This window comes from Cryobacterium sp. TMT1-66-1 (assembly GCF_004403435.1).
In the GTDB taxonomy this organism is placed as follows: Bacteria; Actinomycetota; Actinomycetes; order Actinomycetales; family Microbacteriaceae; genus Cryobacterium; species Cryobacterium flavum.
Genome location: NZ_SOGP01000023.1, coordinates 127,585 through 150,896 on the forward strand (window position 1 = coordinate 127,585; position 23,312 = coordinate 150,896).

The window sequence follows — 23,312 nt, forward strand, 5'->3', positions numbered from 1 at the left end:
TGGCTGTTGCGGGCCAGATGAGACCCGCAACAGCCGCCACAGCACCACCCCAGGTTCGACAACCAGAAAGGGAAACCCGTGTCTCTCGCAGTCGACGGCCTGATCAGCGGCCTGGACACCACCTCGCTCATTAATTCTCTGATGACGCTTGAAGCCGGGCCGCAGACCCTGCTCAAAGCCAAAGTCACCGCCTCCAATACGTTCGTGACGGCGCTGCAGGGGCTGAACGCCTCCATCGCCAGTCTCGCGACTCTCGCCACCAAGAGCAGCGTCGCCAGCTCCCTCAACCTCTATTCGGCGACGAGCAGCAACTCGAGCATCACCACCACCGTCTCCAGCGGTGCCAGCACCGGTTCACTCGACGTCGTCGTGGGCGCCCTCGCCCAGGCAAAGTCCGGCGTGACCGCGGCCATGACGGCTTTCAGCGGCACCTCCTTCACCTTCGTCGGCAGCAACGGTACCCCCATCGACATTGCGGCCAACTCGGCCTCGCTCGACGACGTCGCGAGTGCCATCAACGCCTCGAGCGCCGGCATCACGGCCACCAAGGTGGCCTCGGGCACCAACGCCGCCGGCGACAAGCAATATCGCCTGCAGCTGGTCGCTGATGACACCGGCCTCACCGGAAACTTTGAGCTGTACCAGGGCACGAGCGATGACGTCACGGCCGGAACCGCCGCCAACGTGCTCGAGGCTACCGGCGCCGCCGTGATTACCGCCGCGCAAGACGCGCAGGTGACGCTGTGGGCCGGAACCGCTGCCGCGCAGAGCATTACCTCGTCAACGAACACTTTCGCCGACCTGCTGCCCGGCGTGGCCGTGACGGTGTCCAAGGTCTCCACCGATCCGGTCACCATCACCGTCGCCCGCGACAACGCGGCGGTCAGCGACATCGCAGAGAAGCTGGTCAGCTCGCTCAACACGGTGTTCGCGCTGATTTCAACCAAGTCGGCCGTGGTCAATAGCACCGACACGAGCGGCAACGCCGTGGTCTCGGCCGGGGTGTTCAGCGGCGACAGCACTGTGCGCGATGTGAAACAGCTGATCCTCGACGCCGCGTCGTACCCGGTTGACGGCCGCTCGCCGAGCGAGATCGGCATTAGCATCACCAAGAGCGGCACCATGGAATTCGACGCTGATAAGTTCGCCGCCGCCATGAAAGACGACCCGGACCACGTCGAGAAGGTGCTGGCCGAGATCTCCTCCCGTGTCGCCGCCGCGGCCACGAGCGCTTCCGACAAGTACGACGGCATGATCACCGGCATGATCACCGGCCAGGAGAGTCTGGTCAAGAGCCTCGGCACGCAGATCGACAACTGGGATCTGCGCCTGACATCGCGCCGATCGACCCTGGAACGCACCTACGCCTCGCTCGAGGTGCAGCTCAGCAACATGAACGCCCAATCCGCCTGGCTCACCGCCCAGGTTGACGGTCTCAACAGCGCGAACGGAAAATGATGACTATGACAATGGGAACCAACGCCCAGCGTTCGCGTTACAACCGCGACGCGGTTCTCTCGGCAACCCCGGTTCGCCTGCTCACCATGCTCTACGACCGCCTGCTGCTGGACCTGAACCGGGCCGAAGCGGCCCAGCAGCGCCTGGACTGGCAGATCGCGTCAGACAACCTGATTCACGCCCAGGCCATCGTGTCGGAGCTGAGTACCTCGCTCAACGTCGACGCCTGGGACGGCGGCGAGGGGCTGTTCTCGCTCTATACCTATGTCTCGACCGCCATGGTGAGTGCGAACACGCACCGCGACTCGGCCCGCACCCGCGAGTGCATCTCGCTGCTCGAACCGCTGCGGCTCACCTGGCACGAAGCCGCGGCGCTGCTGCCGGCGGCGCCAGCACCGATCGCGCGCTTGAGCGGTGAGCTCGGCATTGGCTAGTCTGGCCGCCTGGGAGGCCGCGCTCGACGACCTCGAGAATCGGCTGGATGCTGCGGCCCGGTCGATGGCCGTCTCGACAGGTTCGAACAGCGATGGTGTCGCGGCCGTAGGGGAGTGGACGGTGCCGACGAGGCTCGGAAATATTCCGCCGGAACTGGCCACACGAGTGCAGGACCTGCTGCACAATCAGCAGAAGCTCATCGGGGAACTCGAACAGGCTCGCACCCTCACCTTGAAGCACCTCACGGCGGTACGGTCGGTGCCTCCGGAGCGCGACGCGCGGGCATCCGTTTATCTGGATGTGGCCGGCTGACCCCCGTTCGAGGGTAGTAAAACACCGGCGACACGCCGTAGCGCAACAAACTTGGGGAATGTTCTTACGAACTCCTTACCCATCTGTCGTGGCGACCGATAGCAAGGAGTGAGCACGGATTGCTCACCACCGGGCCACGGATTGGCCGTCTTGTCATTCTGTCGACGAAGCGGGTAATCATGCTTGATTCCGTGACCTCCCTGGCCCTCACGAGCGCCCTGGACGGCCTTGCGCTGCGCCAGCGCACCATCGCGAATAACATCGCCAATATCAACACCCCCGATTACCACGCCAAGGTCGTCTCGTTCGAGAACGCACTGGCCAAATCGGTCGCTGACGGCAACGGTGTTTCGGCCGCGACGACGGAGCGTTCGCTCGACCCGACGCTGCTCAACGGCAACAACGTGAACCTCGACACCGAGACCCTCGCCAACATCGACGCGCTGTTGCGTTACCAGTTTGCCGCCAAGGCCGTCGAAGGCCCGGTCTCGTCGATTCGCGCCGCGATGAAGACCGCCTGATGGTCGACGCCATCGGAATCGCAGGCAGCGGCATGACGCTGCACCGCAAGTGGCTCGACGCCATCGCCGACAACCTCGCCAACGCCAACACCGTGACCGCCACAACGGATGCTGCCTTTCAGGAACGCTATATCCTCGCGCAGGAGGGCCCCGGCAACGTGGGCGCCAGCACCACGGCCGCCTTCGGCGGTGCCGAGGGCACCCTGGTGTACGAGCCGGAGCATCCGCTCGCCGATGCCGATGGTTACGTGCGTTACCCCGATATCGACATGGCCGAGCAGATGGGCCACCTCATCATGGCCCAGCGCGGCTATCAGGCCAACGCCGCCGTCGTCGACCGGGCCAAGACCGCCTATGAAGCCGCACTACAGATCGGACGTGGCTGATGCCACTTGGCGCCATCAACGCAACCACCGCCCTCTCGGGTGTCATGGGCAGCTCAGCCACGACCGCCACGCAGCGCACCGACGGCTCGGGTTTCGGCACCGCCCTCTCGGGTGCCGTCGACAACCTGCAGCAGCTTCAGGGCACCTCGAATACTCTTGCCATTCAGGCCGTCACCGGTGACCTGGGTGACATTCACACCGCCACCATCGCCGCCACCCGCGCCCAGGTGACCATGGAACTCGTCGCCGCCGTGCGTAACAAAGGCGTCGACGCGTTCAACGAGATCATGAGGATGCAAGCCTGATGCCCCGGCAAGTCACCAGCGTCTTCAAGCGCTTCGGAAACGCGATTCGCGAGTTCACCATTGCCCAGCGCACCGTCGCCATCATCGGCGTCGCCGTGCTCGTGCTCGGCATCGCCGCACTCAGCATGTGGGTCACCAAGCCGGCTTTCACGCCCCTCTTCTCCGGCCTCAGCGGCGAAGACGCCAACAGCATCGTCGAGCAGTTGCGCAGCGACGGCGTCGAATACGAGCTTGCCGACGGCGGCGCCACGATTCTGGTGCCCGAAGCGAGTGTCTACGACGAACGCATCAAGTCGGCCTCGGCCGGCCTGCCCACCTCGAGCACCGGCGGTTACTCCCTGCTCGACACCATGGGCGTGACCTCGAGCGAGTTTCAGCAGTCGGTCACCTACAAGCGAGCGCTCGAGGGCGAACTGGCCAAGACCATCGGTGCCCTCGACGGTGTCAAGATGGCCTCGGTGCAGCTCGCCATCCCCAAAGACAGCGTGTTCGTGTCGGAGAAAAACGACCCAACGGCATCCGTTTTCGTTGAAACCCAGAACGGCGTCACCCTCTCCAACGACCAGGTTCAGGCCATCGTGCACCTGACCAGCGCCTCGATCGACGGCATGACCGCCGCCGATGTGGCCGTCGTCGATTCGACTGGCACCGTGCTCTCTGCCGTCGGCGTTGGTGCCACCGGGGGAGCCGACCAGCAGGCCTCGGACTATGAGACCCGCGTGCGCAGTTCCGTGCAGGCCATGCTCGACAAGGTTGTCGGTGCAGGCAACGCCACCGTCGTCGTTGCCGCCGACATGAGCTACGAATCAGCCAATCGGGTCGAAGAGTCTTTCACCAGCCCAACCCAGGCGCCCGCGCTGAACGAGTCCGTCGACACCGAGACCTACTCGGGAGCCGGCGGCAGCGCCGCCGGCGTGCTCGGATCCGACACGGCCCCCGTGGCCGATGGCGCCACCGACGGCACCTTCTCAAGCGAGTCGACGACCCGCAACAACGCCGTCAACAAGGTCACCGAGAACCGCACCATTCCGGCCGGAGCGATCACCCGGCAGACGGTCTCCGTGGCCGTCGATGCCGCCGCCGCCGCCAAGCTCAATGTGGCCGACATCACCTCGCTCGTCACCTCGGCCGCGGGAATCGACGCCGTGCGCGGCGACGCCGTGACCGTCGAAGTCATGGCCTTCGACACCACGGGTGCCGCTGCAGCAGCTGCAGCGCTCAAGGCAGCAGCGGATGCCGCGGCCGCCGCACAGTTCGCCGAGATTCTGCGGGTGTCGGTGATCACCGCGGGCATCGTCATCACCCTCGTGGTCAGCCTCATTCTCTACGCACGCCGGTCACGTCGCCAGAGCCGGGAATCGGTGGAGATCGGCGATCTCACGGCAATGCAGAACGCCCTCGGAGAGGCCACTGTTCCGCTCTCGGTGACGTCATCCGCCGGCTCCTTGTTCCTCGACAATCCGACCGACACCCCCACCAAGATCATCCCGACTGTCAAGTTCGTGCCGACCGACACCGACGTGCGCCGCGCCGAGATCGATTCCCTGGCGCAGTCCGACCCGCGCAGCACGGCCGAGTTCCTGCGTGGCCTGATGGATGACCGGCAGCGCGCATGAACGAGCCAGGCACAGCACTGACCGGCACCCAAAAAGTTGCCGTCGTACTCATGAACATGGATCGCCAGCGCGCAACGGAGGTGATGAAGCAGTTCAGCGACATCGAAGCCGAAGTCATCGCCGGCGAAATCGTGCAGCTGCGCAACGTGGACCCGGCCGTCGCCGAGTCCACGCTCAACGAATTTCACGAAATCACCCTGAAGGGTCGTCGGCTGTCCCGCGGCGGGCACGAGTTCGCCGTCGGTCTGCTTGAGGCTTCCTTCGGTGCCGAACGCGCGGCCGGTGTCATGAACCGCGTCGCCACCTCCATGGCCGGCAAGGCTTTTGAATTTCTGGATCCCTCCGAGCCCGGCGATGTGCTCAACCTGCTTGACGGCGAGATGCCCCAGACCATTGCACTGGTGTTGGCGCACCTGCGACGCGACCAGGCATCCGCTATTTTGGCCAGCATGGAACCGGGCCTCCGCACCGACGTCGCCCAGTGCATCGCCACTATGTCGAGTGCGACGCCCGAAGCCATTCGGGTCGTGACGGACACGCTCAAACTTCGCACCGGTAAAATTGTCGCGCGCGAGAGCATCGAAGTGGTCGGCGGAATTCAGCCGCTCGTCGACATCATCAACCGAGCGGATGCCGCCACCGAGCGTGCACTTCTGGAAGGCCTCGAGGAACGTGACCCGGCCCTGGCCGAGGAGATCCGTTCTCGCATGCTCACCTTTGCCGACATCGTCAAGCTGGAGAGCCGGGACGTGCAGCAGGTACTGCGCGGCATCGACACGACCGTGCTGGCCATGGCCATGAAGGGCACGTCCGATGCCGTCACCGAGGTCATCCGCGCCAACCTCTCCGAGCGCAACCGCGACGTACTCGACGACGAAACCAAAAGCCTCGGACCGGTGCGGATGCGTCAGGTCGAAGACGCCCGTGCCGAAATCGTGCGCGCTATTCGCGACATGGAAGCACAGGGCAGCATCACCGTGCAACGCGGTGCCGAGGACGAATATGTCAACTGACACCGGGTTTGGCCGCATGGCCTTTCCGAGACTGCGCGACGAGGAGCAGGATCGCGTCGACGAGCAGTCGCGCGCCGAGGGTCACGCCGCCGGGTACACCGAGGGGCTACGGCTGGCGGCCGCAGACGTCGCCAGGCGCGCCGACGAGATCAACGCCCAGCACGCCGAGAACGAACGCTACGGTGAAGCGCAGGTCGACAGCGCGGTGCGTTTGCTCGCTGCCGCCGCCCGCGCCCTCAATGAACGAAGCATTCCGCTCATTCAGCAGGCGGAAGCCACGCTCGTCAACACGTCCCTGCAACTGGCCGAAGCCATTCTCGGCTGTGAACTCAGCCATACCGAACCGTCGGCCCGCCGCGCTCTGGAGCGTGCCCTGCACCAGCCAGACCAGCTCGACCGCAGCGAGGTGCACAGCATTCGCATGCACCCGGATGACCTCGTGGTGCTGGGCGCGCAAACGCGCGCGCTGGAGAGCATCCGTTTTGTTGGGGATTCCCGACTCAAGCGCGGTGACGCCATCACCGAGTTCAGCGACGGCTTTCTCGACGCGCGTATCAGCACGGCCTTTGCCCGCGCAAAGGCCGCTCTCGCCGAGGTCGAAGCATGATCACCACCTGGCGCCCACGCGCCACGCAGCTCGTGCAGGCAATCGAAGCCGGGCGCCCGGAGCGGGTCGGTGTCGTGTCGTCCATTGTCGGTCTGGGCGTGGAGGTGCGAGGCCTGCGCTCGGCGATTGGTGACATCGTCACGCTCGGCGCCCGACCGGGCCAGGCGGGTATCGACGCTGAAGTCGTCGCCACCACCCAGACCGGAATCCGATGCATGCCGCTTGGCCGCATCACCGGTTTGCAGGCCGGTGCCCGCGTGCGATCGGCCGGCTCGCCGCTGCTCGTGCCCACCGGCCGTGGCCTGTTCGGGCGCGTCATTGACGGCCTGGGCCGCCCCATTGACGGCAAGGGCCCGCTCGATTCAGACGGTTTCGTCTCCCTGGAACATGACAGCCCCTCGGCCATGCACCGGGCGCGCATCACGACCCCGCTGCACTTGGGCGTGCGCGTTCTCGACACTCTCACGACGGTTGGCCGCGGTCAGCGTCTGGGCCTGTTTGCCGGCTCCGGCGTTGGAAAGTCGTCCCTGCTGTCGATGATCGCCCGCGGAACGGATGCCCAGGTCTCGGTCATCGCACTGGTGGGGGAGCGCGGGCGTGAGGTTCGCGAGTTTCTCGAGGACGACCTGGGCCCAGAAGGCCTGGCCCGCTCCATCGTCGTCGTGTCGACCTCCGACGAACCCGCGATGATGCGGCTGCGCGCCGCATTCACCGCCACCCGCATCGCCGAATCGTTTCGCGACCAGGGCGCCGACGTCATGCTCATGATGGACTCGCTCACCCGCGTGGCCATGGCGCAGCGCGAAATCGGGCTTTCGGTCGGGGAACCGCCAGCCACTCGCGGCTACCCGCCGTCGACGTTCTCGGTGCTGGCCCGGCTGCTGGAACGTGCCGGTACCGGTGAGACAGGCTCGATCACCGGAATGTACACGGTGCTCGTCGACGGCGACGACCACAATGAACCCATCGCCGACGCGGCGCGCTCTATCCTCGACGGCCACGTCGTTCTCGACCGCAAGCTCGCTATCACCGGCCATTTTCCCTCGGTCGACGTGCTGGCTTCCATTTCGCGCGTGGCGTCGCGGGTCAACAGCCCCGAACGCAACCAGATCGCGACGACGCTGCGCAAGGTCATGGCGGCTCGTCAGGGCGCGCAGGATCTGCTCGACGTCGGCGCCTACCGGCCCGGCACGAACCCGCTGGTCGATGCGGCCGTTGAGAACGGCGCGGCCATCAACGCTTTTCTGCAACAGCGGATGGACGACCAGACTCCCAGCGAGCAGGCCTGGTCCCAGCTCACCCGGCTGACCCGCGCGTTCGGGGCTGTCGCATGAGCCGCCTCTTTCCGCTGGCCGGGCTGCTGCGTCTGCGTAAGTTGCAGCAGGACCAGGCCGCCCTCGACCTCGCCGAGGCGAATGCCCGCGTGGCCGCGCTCCAGGCCCGCCGGGGTCGTGCCCGCTCGGCCCTGGGCGCTCTCGGGAACACTCCGCAGACCATCGCCGCGCTCAACGCCATGGCCGCGGCCAGGTCGTCGTCGCGCAGCATGCTCGCTGAGCTCGACGCCATGGGGCGTAACCACCAGGAGACCCTCGATTCCGCCCAGTCCAACTACAACGCCGCCCGGGCCGAGTCGGTCGCGCTCGAGAAACTGCATGACCGGCACGCGGCCGCAGTGCTGGCCGAAGACCTGCACGCCGAGCAGACCGTGCTCGACGAGATTGCCGGAGCTCGCTGGCACCGCAGCCGCTCGGCAAGCCTGAACGAGGGGGAGACACTATGACGATGATCGCGGCCATGGGCAGAGTCAGCCAGATTCAGGCGACCCTGCAGCAGCTCTCCAGCGTGTCGACCGAACGGGTCACGACCACGGCCGCAGCGACGACCGCAGCGACGACGGCAGCGGCATCCGCTTCGGCTGATAGTTTCGCGGCTACCCTCGCTGCGGCGCTCGGAACGAGTGCGACCAGTGCGACCGGATCGGCCAACGGCGCGACCGGCACCGACGTCGTGGCGTCCGCTGAGAAATATCTCGGCGTGCCCTACGTGTTCGGCGGAGAAGATTCCAGCGGAATGGACTGCTCCGGACTCGTTCAAACCGTATATGCCGATATCGGAATAGAACTGCCACGCCTCGTTTCTGGTCAGATGAAGATGGGCACCGAGGTCGCCTCCCTCGCCGAAGCCCAGCCGGGCGACCTCATCGTCACCGGCGGTGGCGACCACATTCTCATCTACGCCGGCGACAACAAGGTCATCCACGCCCCGTATCCGGGCCGCACCGTGTGCCTGCGCGAGGCCTACATGACGGATGCCGATATCACCACTATCCGCCGCATCATCCCCACCACCACCCAGTCCGCCGGCACCGGCTCCACCGACATGCTCAGCGCCGCCTTCGCCGCTTTCGCCCAGCAGAATTCAACCGTCACGGGAAGTGCACTATGACCCTCACCCTCGGCCAATTTCGGCCGGCTACCGCGCCGGCCCCGCGCGACACCAGTCAGGGCTCGGCTTCGTCGGGCGCTGAAGCGTTCGGCTCTATTCTGCAAGGCACCCTCACCGATCGCAGCGCCGCCTCGTCGACATCGGGCCCTAAGGCGGCGACGTCGTCAACGGAGCAGAAGACGGACCCCGCGCAGGATTCCGCGGCCGAGGCCACTGCGGCCGGTTCCCCGGCGGATGCAACCGCCCCGGTGGCGTTTTCCCCAGCTCTGACCTGGGCTGCCGCTGCCGCAGCCGCGTTCCCGGCGGCGGACAGTACCGTTGCGGACAGTACCGCGGGCAGCACTGCTGCTCCCGGCCCGTCGGTTGACGCCGTGGGGAGCACCAATGTCGACCTGACCGCGTCGGTTGCCGCGCCGGCGACGGCGGGCGGTTCGGGTGTAGCTTCCGCCCACGTCGCTGGAGCAGTCACGGCTGTGCCGAACTCCGCAGCGAACGCCGCCGCTGCGGTGCCCGCTGCTGATACCGCCGCCGTCCCGCTTGCGGCGGCGGTCGTCGCAGTGGCCGCCGCCGCCGTTCCGGTCGCTGCCGTGCGGGCCGCCCAGGGTCGCACCGCCGACGCCGGTGCAACCGCTTCCAGTGCCGCACCGACAACGTCCCCCGAAGCGGATGCCGCGACGCTGCCGCCCCAGGCCCCTTCGACAACCGCAGATTCAGCGACGCCCGCGAGCGCACTCAGTCCGGCCGCCACGCCGCCCGTGCCCGGCACGGCACAGAACCCCGCCGCGCCGACCGGTGGGGCACAAAGCCTCGCCGGTGCGGCTCAAAGCGTCGCCGCGGCCACCGACGGGTCGGCGCGCTCCGCGCTGCCCGACGCCGTGCGGGTGCACGCCACGAGCACGGAGGCCGTCGCGCCGACGGCATCCGCTCTGCCCAGCGTTGCACCGACCGCGCTGGCGACCAGCACAGCCACGCCGGTTGCAGCGCCCGCGCCGGCTGCCGCCGTGCCGCTCACCGCGCAGATCATGAAGCCGCTGTTCTCGCTGACCAATGCTGCGCCGGGTGAGCACGTGCTCACCATCAGCGTTACGCCCGACAACCTCGGGCCGGTCACCGTGCGGGCGCACGTGACGGGGGAGGGCATTCGGGTGGAGCTGTTCGCTCCCACCGATCTGGCCCGTGATGCGCTGCGCGTGATTTTGCCTGACCTGCGCCGGGACCTCGCCGGTTCCGGGCTGAGCGCCCAGCTCGACCTGTCGAGCGACAGCGAGGCCGGCGATCCCGGCGCCACCCGCCAGCCCCGCTCGGAGGCCGACGGGCGCAATCCCAACGCTCGGAGTCCCGCCGAGCGAGCACCGGACACTCCGCTGGAGAACCGCGCGTCCCGATTCGGGTCCACCCACACTATCGACGTACTGGCTTAGGAGAACAACCGTGACAATCGATGCCCTGGCAGGCAATGCCGCCGCTCCGACCGGAATGTACACGTCCACGACCACGACGCGTACGCCCAACCAGTCCATGGACTCGGAGGTGTTCATGTCGCTGCTGGTGACCCAGTTGCAAAACCAGGATCCCAGCTCGCCGATGGATACCAACGAGATGATCGCCCAGACCACCCAGCTCGCCATGATGGAGAAGCTCACCGAAATGGCCACCGCGAGCCAGGAGGGTTTCTCCCTGCAGATGCGCACCTCGGCGGCCGCGCTGGTGGGGGAGACGGTCACCTATACCAATGCCGATGGCGACGAAATCACCGGGCTCGCGTCGTCCGTCTCGTTCGCTGGCCCGGTGCCCATGGTCACCGTCAACGGGGAACCGGTGGCCCTCGACGTCATCTCCGGTGTGACCAGCGCCGTCGTTGCCGACGACACCGAAGGCGCGGAAGCCACCGCGGAGGCGACGACCGCGGCCTGATCCGCGGCTTGTCCTCGACCCATCAACTTCACCGCATAACTTTTTTCCGAAAGGCAGCACCTCATGCTTCGTTCTCTCTACTCCGGCATCTCCGGCCTTCGTTCACACCAGACCATGCTCGACGTGACCGGCAACAACATCGCCAACGTCAACACGACGGCGTTCAAGGCGTCCGCGGCCCAGTTTCAGGACACCCTGTCACAGCTGACCCAGGCCGCCGGCGGCGCGACGCCGACCGCCGGTGGTACCAACCCGGCCCAGGTCGGCCTCGGCGTGCAGGTCGCCGGAATCTCAACCAACTTCGCCCAGGGATCGTCGCAGTCCACCGGCAAGACCACCGACCTCATGATCTCCGGCGATGGCTTCTTCGTCACCTCGCTCGGCGGTGAAACCCTCTACACCCGCGCTGGGTCCTTCAACTTCGACTCGGCCGGCCGACTGGTCTCACCCGACGGCGCGATCGTGCAGGGCTGGGGCGCCGTCAACGGTGTCGTCAACGCCAGCGGGGCGACCAGCAACATTACCCTGCCGGTCGGCGCAATCGTGCCGGCTAAGGCCTCTACCGCCGCGACGTTCACCGGCAACCTGCCGTCGGATTCCGCCGAAGGTACCGTCCTCACCCGCACCGTCGATGTCTTCGACGACCTCGGCAACTCCCGCACGGTGTCGCTGGCCTTCACGCGTACCGCAACGCCGGATGGCTGGACCGTTGGGCAATCCAAGCTGGCGGACGGCACGACGCCTACCCCCGTGCAGCTCACCGCCGAGACCGACGCCGACGGCCCCACGGGTAACTTCACCGCCTCCGGCGCCCTGAAAGTTGACGGCATCGATATGGACCTGGCCCAACTCAAGGGCTTCTCCGGACTCGCCACGGTTGCCGGCAAGACCGACGACGGCAACGAGGCTGGCACGCTGAACAGCTACACGCTCGGCGCCGACGGCACCCTGGTCGGCCTGTTCAGCAATGGCCAGCAGCAGGCCATCGGTCGCATCGCCCTCGCTAACTTCGTCAACCCGGGCGGCCTGGAGAAGGCCGGCTCCTCGGCCTACCGCGCCACGTTCAACTCGGGTGCGGCCGAACTCGGCACCCCCGGCGCGGCCGGCATGGGCTCCCTCACCAGCGGTGCCCTCGAAATGTCCAACGTCGACCTGTCGCAGGAATTCACCAACCTGATCGTCGCCCAGCGTGGGTTCCAGGCCAACGCCCGCATCATCACGACCTCGGACGAGGTCCTGCAGGAGCTGACCAACCTCAAGCGCTAGCTCAGTAGACACGTTTGTGGGGTGCGGAACCGTCCGCACCCCACAATTGTGTCGAGTGAACGCCGCCCTGTGCATAACCATCAGACCTCGGGGCAGAATGCGGCATCCTCATGGCATGACCACGCGCCGAATGCTCCCGCCCCACCTCCTTGCCGGCCCATTCGCCGTGTCCCAGGGCGCTGCGCACGGCTTGTCACCCGGTCGCCTGCGGGCCAGCGACCTCGCCCGCCCGTTCTGGGGAGTGCGCGCACCCGCATCAGCTCACGCCAGCACGCGAGACCTATGCAACGCCTTCGCACAGCGGATGCCCGTGGGCGCGTTCTTCAGTCACCACACGGCCGCGCACCTGTTCGGAGCGCCGCTGCCGCCCCAGCTCGCAGCGAGTCGTCGCCCGAATCCGAGCTGCGTGTGATCGTGGTGACGAACGGGCTCCCTCAACCCCTCGTCAACGAAAACATCTTTGCCGCATCGGGTCGGTTCCTGTGTCGTGCCGACCTGTACTTCAAACAATTCGGCGAGCTCCTCGAATATGAGGGAGATCAGCATCGCACCGACCAACGACAGTGGCGCCGCGACCTCACCCGTACAGCCGACGTCGAGTCGGAAGGGCTGCACGTCACCCGCGTCAACGCCGACGATCTGCGTCAGGAGTCCCAACTCGTGGCTCGAATCGCGCGCAATCTGAGCCGTCGCGGTTGGTGCGGTTCGCCCCGCCGCGCTCAGTAGACGATTTTCGTGGGTGGGCAGGGCCGTGCACCCGTCAAAATTGTCCACTGAGCGGATGCCTTACGCCGGTCCACAAACAGCCGACAGTACTGATTGACACCTCGCTTGCGGTGTTCTGACCCAGGGATGAACACATGATCGTACTAACGCGGCTGAACGACAGTCACTTTGCGATTAACCCCGACCTGATCGAACGCATCCATGCGAACCCGGACACCACCCTGGTCATGGTGGACGGTGCCAACTTCATCGTCACCGAGTCCATGGAAGAAGTGATCGAGAAGATCGCGAGCTACCGGGCGCACGTGATCGCGCTCGCGTATGACCCGACCGCCGGGGACCTGCCACGAGGCCCCAGGAAGCTCTAGTGGATCCCGCAACTCTGATCGGTCTGGTGCTCGCCTTTGGCGCGCTCCTGGCCATGATCACCCTCGAGCATTCGTCGGTCATGTCAATCCTGCTGCCGGCTCCCATGATCCTCGTCTTCGGCGCCACCATCGCGGTCGGGCTCGCTGGCGGCACAATAAAGGATTTCACTTCTGCCTTCAAGGCGCTGCCGGGTGCGTTCCGCGGGAAGACCACGCCGCCGCAGTCCGTCATCGACCAGGTCGTCGGCCTGGCCGAAACCGCTCGAAGTTCCGGCTTGCTCGCCCTCGACCAGGAAGCCGACACCGTCAAGGATCCGTTTCTGCGGGGGGCCCTGCAGAACATCGCCGACGGCACCGACGGTGACGAACTGCGCATGTTGCTCGAAGACGAGATCGCAACCAAGGCACGCTCCAACCGCAACGCGGCCAAATTCTTTACCGGCCTCGGCGGCTACGCCCCGACTGTCGGCATCATTGGCACGGTCGTTTCTCTGACCCACGTCCTCGAAAACCTCGACACGCCCGCTACCCTCGGCCCGATGATCGCGGCCGCGTTCGTCGCGACACTGTGGGGCCTGCTGTCCGCCAACTTCATCTGGCTGCCGATCGGCTCCAGGCTGCGCCGTCTTGCCGACCTCGACGTCGACCGCATGACCCTGGTCATGGAAGGCGCCCTGGCCGTGCAGGCCGGAAGCCAGCCGCGGCTGCTCGGTGAACGACTGCGGGCCATGGTTCCGGCCGAGCTGTTGCCCAAGGTCGGCGCCAAGGATAAAGATGGCGCAGCGGATGCCGATGCGCCCGCAGGAAAGATCAAAGCCAAGGGTAAGGGAAAGGGTAAAGACAAAGACCTTCCCGAAGCAGCATGAGTGTGCGCGCCACGCGGCGCAAAATGGTCGAAGAAGAGGACGTCCACCCCGACGAACGGTGGATGGCCTCCTACATGGACATGGTCACGGTGCTGATGTGCATGTTCATCGTTCTGTTTGCCATGTCGACCGTCGACCAGGACAAATACGAGCAACTGGCCAACTCCCTCGCCACCGGCTTCGGGGCCGTCGATGCTGGCAAGGTGGATACCGCCGAGGGAGTCGTCGTTCCGGCCGACCTCATCGACAACCAGGGCGAATCACCCACGGAAGTCACCCACTCGTCCGAGGCAATCGACCCGGCAGAGGCCACGGCCGTGGCCACCGCGAACGCCGAAGCGGCCGAGAAGGAGGTGGCGAAGCTCGATCAGCTGGAGGCTGCTGTGACCGCCAATCTGACCGCAGCCGGTGTGGCCCAACTGGTCGAGTTTCACATCACCGACCGTGGCCTGACACTGGGCCTGGTTGGCAGCGAAACGTTCTTCGCACCGGACAGCGCCCAGCTCACCGCGGCGGCGACTGCGGTGCTCGATGCTGCCGCTCCGGCGATGGTGGCCAGCGGGCAGAAGATATCGGTCGAGGGGCACGCCGACAAACACGGCCAGTCCGCGACGTTTGCCACGGACTGGGAACTGTCCGCGAGCCGGGCGACGCAGGTATTGCGTCGTCTGGTGGAGCAGGGTGGGATTGGCGGAGAGATGATATCCGCTGTCGCCTTCGGCTCGGCTCAGCCGGCGAACACCGGATCAACCCTCGACGACATGGCCCAGAACCGCCGGGTCGATGTCGTGCTGCTGTCGGACCAGCCGGACAGCGTGCGGGCGCTCATCCCCGGTGTGGCCGGGAAGGATTGACCCGGAACAGACGCGCTGCATCCGCGGGCTGAGACTCCTTACCATTCGACTGACCCCGCCGATAGTCCCAACGTGACAGTCCAGGATCAGGTCGACAGCAGTGCGCCCGCGAAAGCGGCGAAGAGCGTTGAGCTGTACGACTTTCGGCGTCCCACCACCCTGGCTCGGGAACACGCTCGTGTTCTGGAACTGGCCTTTGAAACGTTCGCCCGGCAGTGGGGCACCCAGCTGACCGCACGTGTGCGCGTGCTCTGCATGGTCACCTGCGAGCAGGTACTCATGGCCACCTACGACGAGTACGCTGGCTCTCTGCCGCCGAAAACGGCCATGGTGCTGTGCACGGTCGCCGGTCTCGAGGCCCGAGCCGTCATCCAGTTTCCGACCACGTCGGCACTCACCTGGGTGAACCACATGCTTGGCGGCAACAGCAGCATCCCCGTGATCGCCGAACGCAATTTCACCCAGATCGAGCTCGCCCTGATTCGCAAGCTCATCGCCGAAAGCCTCGAAGACCTGCGTTATTCCTTCGGACCGTTGCTCGTCGACGAGATGGGGGTCGAGGCGATCCAGTACAACTCGCAGTTTGCCCAGGCGGCCGCAACCGGCGATCTGATGGTGGTCGCGACCTTTGCCATTCGGGTGGAGAAGGTGACGGCGACGGCGACGGTGGCCATTCCTGCTGCGGCCCTGATGCCGCAACTCGGCGAAGCGAACCCCACCAGCACCACGTCGAATGCCGCCGAATTTTTGCAGGCCCAGATCGCGGCCGTACCGGTCGACGTGTCGCTCCGGCTGGAGACGGCCCACGTACTGCCCAGTCGCATTCTGACGCTGGCCGTCGGCGATGTTCTGCACGTTCCGCATCCCCAGCATCGTCCGCTCAATTTGACCGTCGACGGCCAGTCGCTCGCCCGCGCGGCCGTGGGAGCAAACGGTTCACGGCTGGCCTGCATCGTCATTGATACCGAGGAGACAGCTCAATGATTTCTACCCGATCCATTCCCGAAGTCGCCGTTGACGCTCTCATCCGCGTGTTGCCGACGTCGGTGCCGCTGCTGGCGGTGCCACATACAGGCAGTGCCGAGCTGAGCTCGCGCGCTGGTTCCGCCGTGGTCGCCTCGTTTGTGGGCACGACCTCCGCTGACCTGGCCGTGGTATTGAGCGACTCGGCCTCCCTCGACGCCGCCGCCGGGGCGAACTCCCAGCTCGTCTCCAGTCAGGATGTTCTGCGTCCGGCCCTGGAGAGCGCCTCCGGCGTGCTCGGAATCGGCGTGCTCGGCGAATCGAGGGTAGAAGACGCCTCGGCGCTGTTCGCCGCCGACGACACCGACGTCTTCGAGCTGAGTGCCGGCGGCGTCGTGACCGGCTGGTTCGCCATTCGAGTGCGCCAGAACGGCGTTGTCGGCGGGCCCGTTACGGCCTCTAGCCGCGTCGCCATGGGAAACCTTGGGCGTATCAGCAACGTCGAAATGTCCCTGACCGTTGAGATCGGGCGCACCCGCATGTCCGTGCGCGACGTGTTGTCGCTGAAGCCCGGCGCGGTCATCGAACTGGACCGTTCCGCCGGTGCACCGGCCGATATTCTGCTGAACGGCCGCCTGATCGCGCACGGTGAAATCGTCGTCGTCGACCAGGACTACGCCGTGCGTATCACCCAGATTCTCGATGTCGCGGATGGCCTGTCGTAAGTGGACACCCTTATAGTCGCGGTGCGCGTCGTCCTGTCCTTGGGCGTGGTTCTCGCACTGCTCTGGTACTTGCAGCGACGACTGTCGCGCGGGGCACGCGCGCACGGTATCGCTAACCCGGTGACCGTCGTGGGCCGGCAACCCATCGGGCAGAAGGCATCCGTTGTCGTCGTGGAGGTCGACGGAACCCGTCTCGTTCTCGGCGTGACCGAGCAGGCCGTGACTGTGCTGCACGAAAAATCCGTCGCTGCCGTCTCCACGTCGACCCTCGAGACCGCTGTTGCAGCGCTCGGCAGCCCCGACGCGAGCGACGCCTTTGCCCGTTCCCTGGCCACGGCCGAAGCGGATGACGCCGCCCCGGCCCCGACGCCGACCCGCCCCGCCCCGCTGGCCGGGTCGATCCTGTCACCATCAACCTGGCGCCAGACCGCCGCGCTGCTTCGGCAGGGACGGTGAACTCCGCGGTCGACCGGCAGGTACACCGTCAGGCTTCTGCCCGGCTCGGCCTGCTGATTCTCTGTGGTCTCGTCATCACCGCAGCCCTCGTCTGGCTGAGCGTGAGCGTCGTGCACGCCCTGCCGGTCGACCCGGCCATGCCGGACAGCCCCATCGACCCGACTCTGCCGACCGACCCCACCGACCCGTCCGACACCGGCGGCGGCGGGCTGAGCGTGGACATCAACGGACCCGACGGTGCACCTTCGTCAGCGATCGTGACCCTGCTGGGTATCACCCTGCTGTCCGTCGCGCCGGCTCTGCTGCTCATGATGACGAGCTTCACCAAGATCTTCGTCGTGCTGGCCATGACCCGGAACGCCCTCGCGCTGCCGTCGATTCCGCCGAACCAGGTGCTCGCCGGCCTCGCCCTGTTTCTGTCGCTCTTCATCATGGCTCCCGTGCTGACCGACATCAACAACGTGGCACTTCAGCCCTACCTCGACGGTTCGCTGAACTTCACCGATGCCCTGAACCTCGGTTCGGAGCCGTTGCGGCAGTTCATGCTGGCCAATACCCGCGGCGAAGACCTCGCCCTGATGACCCGGGCCGCCGACCAGCCCAACCCCGACAATCCCGACGACGTGACCCTGCTCACCCTCATTCCGGCGTTCATGATCTCTGAACTGCGCGCCGCCTTCATCATCGGGTTCGTCATCTTCATCCCGTTCCTGGTCATCGACATTGTGGTTTCCGCGGCGCTGATGTCGATGGGCATGATGATGCTGCCGCCCGTCATGATCTCGCTGCCGTTCAAGATTCTGCTGTTCGTACTCGTCGACGGCTGGGGGCTCATCATCACGAGCCTCATCGGCAGTTATCAGCTGGCCACATGAATACCAATGCGGTGCTCGATATCGGCCTGCAGGCGCTGATTCTGGCCGCGAAACTGTCGGCTCCCGTGCTGATCACCGCGCTCGTGGTGGGTTTTGCCATCTCGCTGATGCAGTCGATCACTCAAATTCAGGAAGTGACCCTGTCGTTCGTGCCGAAAGCGGTCGCCGTCGCCCTGGCCCTGCTGATCTGCGGCCACTGGATGATCGCCGAATCGGTCGCCTTCACCAACTCGATGTTCGAGAAGATTCCCGCGCTGCTCGGCGGAGGTTGACGTGGAGTTCAACCTCAATTTCGCCTGGATCGAAGCGGTCATGCTGGCCGGTGTGCGCATGGTGGCTTTTCTGGTCATCGCACCGCCGTTCTCCTACCGTGCTTTTCCGGCCCGCATCAAAGCCATGCTCGCCATCGGACTGGCCCTGGCCGTCTCACCGCGGGTCACCGCCGAGTACGTCTCCCAGGACACCGCCGGGTTCGTCGGGGCCCTGATCCTGGAAATCCTGGTCGGCGCCACCCTGGGCTTCCTGGTCTTTCTCGTTTTCGCCGCCGTGCAGTCCGCCGGTGGCCTCATCGACATGTTCAGCGGATTCCAGATGGCGCAGGGCTTCGACCCGCAGTCGATGGTCAACGGCGCCCAATTCACCCGACTGTTCCAGATGACCGCCCTCGCGCTCATGTTCGCCTCCGGCGCCTACCAACTCGTGCTCGGCGGTCTGTTTCGCAGCTACACCGCCATTCCGCTCGGCTCCGGCATCGACCTGGCCGCGCCAGCCCAGGCCATGATCGCCGCTACCACCCAGATGTTCCTCGCCGCCGTGCAGATCGCCGGCCCGCTGCTCGTCGTGCTGTTTCTAGCGGATGCCGGCCTCGGCCTGCTCACTCGGGTCGCCCCCGCGCTCAACGCGTTCGCCCTCGGCTTTCCGCTGAAGATCCTCATCACGCTGAGCCTCGCCGCGACGGTGTTCGTGGCCCTGCCGCGCATCGTCTCTTCCCTCACCGGGCAGGCCCTCGATGCGCTCATGGGGGTGAGGTAGTGTCCGACACCGATTCCGGCGAAAAGACCGAACAAGCCACCCAAAAACGTATGAAGAGGGTGCGCGAAAAGGGCGAACTCTCCAAATCGCAGGATGTCACCGCCTGGCTCGGCGTTGGCGCGGCCGGTCTCATGCTGCCAGCCACCATCGCGGCCGGCGGCGATGCGGGCACGGACCAGATGTATCTGATCGGCACGCTCGCCCGCAATCCAGATCCCAGCGTGGCCGTTGAAGCCCTCGGCAACGGGCTGGCCTCGCTGACCGATATTCTCACGCCGTTTTTCGTCGTGGTGCTCGTCGTCGTGCTGGGCGGAGCAATGCTGCAGGGCGGCATCCACTTCAAGAAATTCGCCGGAAAGTTCGAGCAGTTCAATCTCGTCACGGGCATGAAACGCGTGTTCGGCACCCAGGCACTCTGGGAAGGCGTCAAGGTTCTCGCCAAGACGGCCGCCGTGGGCTTCGTACTGTACTCGGTGATTCAGGGCCTGATGCCGGTGCTGCTGACCGCCGGAGGGCTGCCGGTTTCTGAATTGCTCATCGCGGCCGGCGGCGGCACGGCCGCGCTGCTGCAGGCCGCCGTCGCGGCCGGCCTCGTGCTCGCTGCCGCCGACATCTTCGTCATCATGAAACGCAACCGCAAGAAAACCATGATGACGAAGAAAGAGGTCAAGGACGAGAACAAGGCCTCGGAGGGCGACCCGCTGATCAAATCGCAGCGCCGCTCCCGGCAGTTGATGATGAGCCGCAACCGCATGATCGCCTCGGTGACCGATGCCAATGTCGTGCTGGTAAACCCCACCCACGTGGCCGTCGCCCTCAAATATGAGCCGGGCAAATCGGCGCCGCGCGTGGTCGCCAAGGGAGTCGGGCACCTGGCAGCCCGCATTCGCGCGCAAGCCGACACCGATCATGTTCCCATCGTGCAGGACGTGCCGCTCGCGCGGGCGCTGCACGCTGCGTGCGAGATCGGCGACGAGATACCCACGGAACTGTACAACGCTGTCGCCAGGGTGCTCGCCTTCGTCATGGCACTGAAGAAGCGGGGGAGCACGGCGGGAACCCACACCATGAGCGCACTGGCCGCTGCACCGTTTGCTCCATCATCCTCATCAACACCGCAGACTGCCGGAGGCCGTTCGTGAATCGCAATCTCATCAAGCTCGCCGTTCCGGTCGGCGTGGTCGGCATCATTCTGCTGCTGGTCGTACCGATTCCGGCCGGTCTGCTCGACATCCTGATCATCCTGAACATCATGCTGGGCCTGGTCACCCTGCTCACCACCATGTTCGTGAAGAAGCCGCTGGACTTCTCGGTATTTCCGTCGCTGCTGCTGGTGGCGACCCTGTTTCGTCTCGGTCTCAACGTGGCATCCACTCGTCTGGTTTTGGGCGAAGGCTATGCCGGCCAGGTGATCGAGGCGTTCGGGCACGTCGCCGTCGGCGGCTCGATCATCATCGGCGCCGTCATCTTTCTGATTCTTGTCGTCATCCAGTTCGTTGTCGTCACCAAGGGTGCTGAGCGTGTGGCCGAGGTCGGGGCTCGATTCACCCTCGACGCCATGCCGGGCAAGCAGATGGCGATCGACGCCGACCTCAACGCCGGCCTGATCACGGATGCGCAGGCCAAGGATCGTCGAGCTGAAGTCTCGGCCGAGGCCGACTTCTACGGCGCCATGGACGGTGCGTCGAAGTTCGTCAAGGGTGACGCGATCGCCGGCCTGATCATCATCATCATCAACATCATCGGCGGCATCGCGATCGGCATGCTGCAGCGTGGTTTGGAGATCGGCGAGGCGGTCAACACCTACGCCCTGCTGACCATCGGTGACGGCCTCGTCACCCAGATTCCGGCACTGCTCATGGCGGTCTCCACCGGCATGATCGTCACCCGCTCGAACGCGGAGACCGACATCGGTTCGACGGCATCCGCTCAGCTGACGCAGTCGCGGAACGCCTTGACCATCGCCGGTGCCGCAGCAGTGCTCATGGCGCTGATCCCTGGTATGCCGGTGCTGCCGTTCCTCATCGTGGGGATGGCGCTCATGCTGATCGCCCAACGAATCAAGGCCGGCGAAGTCAGCAAACAGGCGAGCATCGAGGCCAGCACGGCGTCGGAGAAGAGCGCTCCCAAGACCGACACGACCGAAGACCTGATCGAGCAGATGCGCGTGCACGCGCTTGAGATCATGCTTTCGCCTGACCTGGTCGATCTCGTCTCCGGCGCCTCCGACGACCTGCTCGCTCGGGTACGGGGCCTCCGGCGTAAAATCGCTATGGATCTTGGCGTGGTCGTGCCCCCGGTGCGCACCAGGGACAGCGTCGATCTGCCGTCGTCGACCTATGTGATTCGCATCGCCGGCGTCGAATATGGGCGCGGCCTGGCACCGGCCGGCAAAGTACTCGCCCTCGGCGACGCCCTGGACACCCTGCCGGGGCAGGTCACGATCGAGCCGGTGTTCGGCCTGGCCGGCAAGTGGGTGCCGAGCGAAATGCGGCACAGCGCCGAGATGACCGGAGCCACCGTGATCGACCGGGTCTCGGTGGTGGTCACCCACCTGTCTTCGATCATCACCACGAACGCGGCCCGACTACTCACCCGGGAAGACGTGCGAGTGCTCACGGATGGCGTCAAACAGGTCAATCCCTCGGCCGTCGACGATCTCATTCCCGGTCTGCTCTCCCTCGCCGAGGTACAGCGGGTGTTGCAGGGCCTGCTGGTCGAGCAGATTCCGATCAACGACCTGCCGCGCATCTACGAGGCGCTCTCGCTGCGCGCGAAGGCCTCGAACGATGCGGAGGGTCTGGTTGAGGCCGCGCGGCAGGCGCTCGGCCCGGCGCTGACCGCACAGTATCTCGATGGCACGCTGCTGCGCGTGATCATGATCGACCCCACTCTCGAACAGTCCATGCTCGAGGGGTTGCGCCCCTCCGATCAGGGCACGCAGATTCTGATGGATCCGGCGCGCCTGGAGACGGTGCTCGCCTCGGTGCGCAGCTCGGTGGCCAAGGTGGAGGCGAGCGGGCAGACTGCTGTGCTGGTGTGCGCTCCGGCGCTGCGGCCAGCCATCCGCCGCCTCATCTCCACGCAGACCGGCGGTCTGCCGGTATTGTCGTATCAGGAAGTAACATCGGCGAATGTGACCATTGAGACAGTGGGTGTGGTCCGTGGAGCCGAAACGATTTCTGCTTGAGGGTCCGACCCTGCGGGAGCTGCAGGAACGCGTCGTCGCCGAGCACGGTGCCAACGCCACCATCATCGCCGCCGAACGGGTCACAGTCGGCGGGATCCGCGGATTCTTCGCGCGCCAGCACTACGAGATCACCGTCGAGGTGCTGGAGCCGTCAGAGCGTAAGAAGTCGGCGCATGCCGGCCTTGATATCTCGGCCCGGCTGGGTATAGCGGCGCTGCTCGACGACGCCGACGAGGCTGAATTCCAACTGCACCCGGCCCAGCCGTCGCCGCAGCTCTCGACGACCTCTGACGGTTTCGCCAAGCTCATGGACGAACTCACCTTCGCGACCGGCCGCGATGTGGTGCCGGATGCCGCACCCGAGCCGGTCGCGGACGCGGTTCCCGCCCGGGGCTCGGCACCAGCACCGAGCCCCGCCCGCCCGGCGTTGGCCCGACCCCCGGTACCGGCCCCGCTCACTCGGCCCGGAGACCTGGTTCTGATCGTCGGGCTCGAGGAAGACCCACTCACGATCGCTCGTCTTATGCTGCGCGTGGCCGGTGCGGGCGAGCTGCGCATCGCCGGCACCCTGCTGGAGGAGCGCATCGAGCGGGTCGACGACCGGCGCGGTGCCATGCTGGCCAGAGCCCACGGCGTGGATATCGGCCACAGCACCTTCATCGCCTACGGCCTCGAACCCGCGTCTGACGCTCTCGCTCGAGCGGCAACCCTCACCGCAATCGGTGCCGACCAGGTTTGGGTGGTCGTCGACGCGAGTCGAAAGCCCGAGGACACCATCCGCTGGGTCAATATGGTCGTCACCGCTATTCAGGTGCACGCCGTGGCCGCGCTCGGTCGCCAATTCACGACCTCGCCGGCCACCGTCGACGACCTCGGACTGCCGGTGGAGTGGATGGACGGGCGGGTCGCGGCGGCGCCGACCGGCCGCCGGGCTGCACCGCCGCATTCTCGACCCACCGAGCGCGAACGGTAGGCTGGA

Annotated in this window: 29 protein-coding genes; all 29 read left to right on the forward strand. The window is 65.9% G+C overall.

Annotated elements, in window-relative coordinates; all coding sequences use genetic code 11:
• The first annotated feature begins 78 nt into the window (after window positions 1-78).
• The 29 genes from fliD (at window position 79) to E3T29_RS16985 (ending at window position 23,306) form a co-directional block, all read left to right on the forward strand.
• Window positions 79-1,458: a flagellar filament capping protein FliD gene (gene fliD, locus E3T29_RS16845; protein ID WP_134346694.1), complete on the forward strand. Its 1,380-nt coding sequence runs from the start codon at window positions 79-81 to the stop codon at window positions 1,456-1,458.
• A 5-nt stretch (window positions 1,459-1,463) separates the two neighbouring features.
• Window positions 1,464-1,892 carry a flagellar export chaperone FliS gene (gene fliS, locus E3T29_RS16850; protein WP_134346695.1) on the forward strand — a complete coding sequence of 143 codons (429 nt, stop codon included), beginning with the start codon at window positions 1,464-1,466 and terminating at the stop codon, window positions 1,890-1,892.
• Window positions 1,885-2,205, forward strand: a complete 321-nt coding sequence (locus E3T29_RS16855) for a hypothetical protein (protein WP_134346696.1) — start codon at window positions 1,885-1,887, stop codon at window positions 2,203-2,205. The genes fliS and E3T29_RS16855 overlap by 8 nt, the downstream gene beginning before the upstream one ends.
• Before the next feature lie 179 nt (window positions 2,206-2,384).
• Complete coding sequence (locus E3T29_RS16860) at window positions 2,385-2,726, forward strand: flagellar basal body protein (protein WP_092110173.1); 342 nt, start codon at window positions 2,385-2,387, stop codon at window positions 2,724-2,726.
• A complete protein-coding gene (locus E3T29_RS16865) occupies window positions 2,723-3,112 on the forward strand; it encodes a flagellar basal body rod protein FlgC (protein ID WP_092339712.1) in 390 nt (129 codons plus the stop codon). The genes E3T29_RS16860 and E3T29_RS16865 overlap by 4 nt, the downstream gene beginning before the upstream one ends.
• Window positions 3,112-3,417, forward strand: coding sequence for a flagellar hook-basal body complex protein FliE (fliE, locus tag E3T29_RS16870; protein ID WP_092339713.1), 306 nt, complete (start codon window positions 3,112-3,114; stop codon window positions 3,415-3,417). The genes E3T29_RS16865 and fliE overlap by 1 nt, the downstream gene beginning before the upstream one ends.
• The gene (fliF, locus tag E3T29_RS16875) at window positions 3,417-5,033 is read left to right on the forward strand and encodes a flagellar basal-body MS-ring/collar protein FliF (RefSeq protein WP_134346697.1); all 1,617 of its coding nucleotides are present in this window, start codon (window positions 3,417-3,419) and stop codon (window positions 5,031-5,033) included. Before fliE ends, fliF begins: the two co-directional genes overlap by 1 nt.
• On the forward strand, window positions 5,030-6,046 hold the full coding sequence (gene fliG / locus E3T29_RS16880; protein ID WP_092339715.1) for a flagellar motor switch protein FliG: 1,017 nt from the start codon (window positions 5,030-5,032) through the stop codon (window positions 6,044-6,046). The genes fliF and fliG overlap by 4 nt, the downstream gene beginning before the upstream one ends.
• Window positions 6,036-6,653, forward strand: a complete 618-nt coding sequence (locus E3T29_RS16885; protein ID WP_134346698.1) for a FliH/SctL family protein — start codon at window positions 6,036-6,038, stop codon at window positions 6,651-6,653. The genes fliG and E3T29_RS16885 overlap by 11 nt, the downstream gene beginning before the upstream one ends.
• Window positions 6,650-7,987, forward strand: a complete 1,338-nt coding sequence (locus E3T29_RS16890; protein ID WP_134346699.1) for a FliI/YscN family ATPase — start codon at window positions 6,650-6,652, stop codon at window positions 7,985-7,987. The genes E3T29_RS16885 and E3T29_RS16890 overlap by 4 nt, the downstream gene beginning before the upstream one ends.
• Window positions 7,984-8,433, forward strand: coding sequence for a flagellar export protein FliJ (locus tag E3T29_RS16895; RefSeq protein ID WP_134346700.1), 450 nt, complete (start codon window positions 7,984-7,986; stop codon window positions 8,431-8,433). Before E3T29_RS16890 ends, E3T29_RS16895 begins: the two co-directional genes overlap by 4 nt.
• Complete coding sequence (locus E3T29_RS16900) at window positions 8,430-9,098, forward strand: C40 family peptidase (RefSeq protein ID WP_134346701.1); 669 nt, start codon at window positions 8,430-8,432, stop codon at window positions 9,096-9,098. The genes E3T29_RS16895 and E3T29_RS16900 overlap by 4 nt, the downstream gene beginning before the upstream one ends.
• The gene (locus tag E3T29_RS16905) at window positions 9,095-10,519 is read left to right on the forward strand and encodes a flagellar hook-length control protein FliK (protein WP_134346702.1); all 1,425 of its coding nucleotides are present in this window, start codon (window positions 9,095-9,097) and stop codon (window positions 10,517-10,519) included. The genes E3T29_RS16900 and E3T29_RS16905 overlap by 4 nt, the downstream gene beginning before the upstream one ends.
• Window positions 10,520-10,529: 10 nt before the next feature.
• Complete coding sequence (locus tag E3T29_RS16910; protein ID WP_370449191.1) at window positions 10,530-11,012, forward strand: flagellar hook capping FlgD N-terminal domain-containing protein; 483 nt, start codon at window positions 10,530-10,532, stop codon at window positions 11,010-11,012.
• Between the two features lie 63 nt (window positions 11,013-11,075).
• Entirely contained in the window at window positions 11,076-12,278 is a 1,203-nt protein-coding gene (locus E3T29_RS16915) for a flagellar hook protein FlgE (protein WP_134346703.1), read from the forward strand.
• 115 nt (window positions 12,279-12,393) lie between these two features.
• Entirely contained in the window at window positions 12,394-12,690 is a 297-nt protein-coding gene (locus E3T29_RS16920) for a hypothetical protein (protein WP_134346704.1), read from the forward strand.
• A gap of 2 nt (window positions 12,691-12,692) precedes the next feature.
• On the forward strand, window positions 12,693-13,004 hold the full coding sequence (locus tag E3T29_RS16925) for a hypothetical protein (RefSeq protein WP_134346705.1): 312 nt from the start codon (window positions 12,693-12,695) through the stop codon (window positions 13,002-13,004).
• 134 nt (window positions 13,005-13,138) lie between these two features.
• A complete protein-coding gene (locus E3T29_RS16930; protein WP_092339723.1) occupies window positions 13,139-13,372 on the forward strand; it encodes a flagellar FlbD family protein in 234 nt (77 codons plus the stop codon).
• Window positions 13,372-14,238, forward strand: a complete 867-nt coding sequence (locus tag E3T29_RS16935) for a motility protein A (protein ID WP_134346706.1) — start codon at window positions 13,372-13,374, stop codon at window positions 14,236-14,238. The genes E3T29_RS16930 and E3T29_RS16935 overlap by 1 nt, the downstream gene beginning before the upstream one ends.
• Window positions 14,235-15,092, forward strand: coding sequence for a flagellar motor protein MotB (locus E3T29_RS16940; RefSeq protein ID WP_174776439.1), 858 nt, complete (start codon window positions 14,235-14,237; stop codon window positions 15,090-15,092). Before E3T29_RS16935 ends, E3T29_RS16940 begins: the two co-directional genes overlap by 4 nt.
• A gap of 72 nt (window positions 15,093-15,164) precedes the next feature.
• Entirely contained in the window at window positions 15,165-16,076 is a 912-nt protein-coding gene (locus E3T29_RS16945) for a flagellar motor switch protein FliM (RefSeq protein WP_174775005.1), read from the forward strand.
• Window positions 16,073-16,780 (forward strand): flagellar motor switch protein FliN, encoded by a 708-nt coding sequence (gene fliN, locus E3T29_RS16950; RefSeq protein ID WP_134346707.1) that lies wholly within the window; start codon window positions 16,073-16,075, stop codon window positions 16,778-16,780. The genes E3T29_RS16945 and fliN overlap by 4 nt, the downstream gene beginning before the upstream one ends.
• On the forward strand, window positions 16,781-17,236 hold the full coding sequence (gene fliO, locus E3T29_RS16955; RefSeq protein WP_092339726.1) for a flagellar biosynthetic protein FliO: 456 nt from the start codon (window positions 16,781-16,783) through the stop codon (window positions 17,234-17,236).
• Window positions 17,233-18,111 carry a flagellar type III secretion system pore protein FliP gene (fliP, locus tag E3T29_RS16960; RefSeq protein WP_369827362.1) on the forward strand — a complete coding sequence of 293 codons (879 nt, stop codon included), beginning with the start codon at window positions 17,233-17,235 and terminating at the stop codon, window positions 18,109-18,111. The genes fliO and fliP overlap by 4 nt, the downstream gene beginning before the upstream one ends.
• Complete coding sequence (gene fliQ, locus E3T29_RS16965; protein ID WP_092339727.1) at window positions 18,108-18,383, forward strand: flagellar biosynthesis protein FliQ; 276 nt, start codon at window positions 18,108-18,110, stop codon at window positions 18,381-18,383. The genes fliP and fliQ overlap by 4 nt, the downstream gene beginning before the upstream one ends.
• A gap of 1 nt (window position 18,384) precedes the next feature.
• Window positions 18,385-19,143, forward strand: a complete 759-nt coding sequence (locus E3T29_RS16970) for a flagellar biosynthetic protein FliR (protein WP_092339728.1) — start codon at window positions 18,385-18,387, stop codon at window positions 19,141-19,143.
• Entirely contained in the window at window positions 19,143-20,285 is a 1,143-nt protein-coding gene (locus E3T29_RS16975; protein WP_134346708.1) for a flagellar biosynthesis protein FlhB, read from the forward strand. Before E3T29_RS16970 ends, E3T29_RS16975 begins: the two co-directional genes overlap by 1 nt.
• On the forward strand, window positions 20,282-22,333 hold the full coding sequence (locus E3T29_RS16980) for a flagellar biosynthesis protein FlhA (protein ID WP_092339730.1): 2,052 nt from the start codon (window positions 20,282-20,284) through the stop codon (window positions 22,331-22,333). Before E3T29_RS16975 ends, E3T29_RS16980 begins: the two co-directional genes overlap by 4 nt.
• A complete protein-coding gene (locus E3T29_RS16985; RefSeq protein WP_134346709.1) occupies window positions 22,308-23,306 on the forward strand; it encodes a hypothetical protein in 999 nt (332 codons plus the stop codon). Before E3T29_RS16980 ends, E3T29_RS16985 begins: the two co-directional genes overlap by 26 nt.
• The last annotated feature ends 6 nt before the right edge of the window (window positions 23,307-23,312 follow it).

Excerpts from the sequence above, each read along its gene's own strand:
- fliS (WP_134346695.1), top strand. The coding sequence starts at position 1,464 with ATGACAATGGGAACCAACGCCCAGCGTTCGCGTTACAACCGCGACGCG.
- E3T29_RS16895 (WP_134346700.1), top strand. The coding sequence starts at position 7,984 with ATGAGCCGCCTCTTTCCGCTGGCCGGGCTGCTGCGTCTGCGTAAGTTG.
- E3T29_RS16890 (WP_134346699.1), top strand. The coding sequence starts at position 6,650 with ATGATCACCACCTGGCGCCCACGCGCCACGCAGCTCGTGCAGGCAATC.
- E3T29_RS16940 (WP_174776439.1), top strand. The coding sequence starts at position 14,235 with ATGAGTGTGCGCGCCACGCGGCGCAAAATGGTCGAAGAAGAGGACGTC.
- E3T29_RS16915 (WP_134346703.1), top strand. The coding sequence starts at position 11,076 with ATGCTTCGTTCTCTCTACTCCGGCATCTCCGGCCTTCGTTCACACCAG.
- E3T29_RS16860 (WP_092110173.1), top strand. The coding sequence starts at position 2,385 with ATGCTTGATTCCGTGACCTCCCTGGCCCTCACGAGCGCCCTGGACGGC.
- fliQ (WP_092339727.1), top strand. The coding sequence starts at position 18,108 with ATGAATACCAATGCGGTGCTCGATATCGGCCTGCAGGCGCTGATTCTG.
- E3T29_RS16930 (WP_092339723.1), top strand. The coding sequence starts at position 13,139 with ATGATCGTACTAACGCGGCTGAACGACAGTCACTTTGCGATTAACCCC.
- fliE (WP_092339713.1), top strand. The coding sequence starts at position 3,112 with ATGCCACTTGGCGCCATCAACGCAACCACCGCCCTCTCGGGTGTCATG.
- fliN (WP_134346707.1), top strand. The coding sequence starts at position 16,073 with ATGATTTCTACCCGATCCATTCCCGAAGTCGCCGTTGACGCTCTCATC.
- E3T29_RS16920 (WP_134346704.1), top strand. The coding sequence starts at position 12,394 with ATGACCACGCGCCGAATGCTCCCGCCCCACCTCCTTGCCGGCCCATTC.
- fliF (WP_134346697.1), top strand. The coding sequence starts at position 3,417 with ATGCCCCGGCAAGTCACCAGCGTCTTCAAGCGCTTCGGAAACGCGATT.
- E3T29_RS16900 (WP_134346701.1), top strand. The coding sequence starts at position 8,430 with ATGACGATGATCGCGGCCATGGGCAGAGTCAGCCAGATTCAGGCGACC.
- E3T29_RS16885 (WP_134346698.1), top strand. The coding sequence starts at position 6,036 with ATGTCAACTGACACCGGGTTTGGCCGCATGGCCTTTCCGAGACTGCGC.
- E3T29_RS16905 (WP_134346702.1), top strand. The coding sequence starts at position 9,095 with ATGACCCTCACCCTCGGCCAATTTCGGCCGGCTACCGCGCCGGCCCCG.
- fliG (WP_092339715.1), top strand. The coding sequence starts at position 5,030 with ATGAACGAGCCAGGCACAGCACTGACCGGCACCCAAAAAGTTGCCGTC.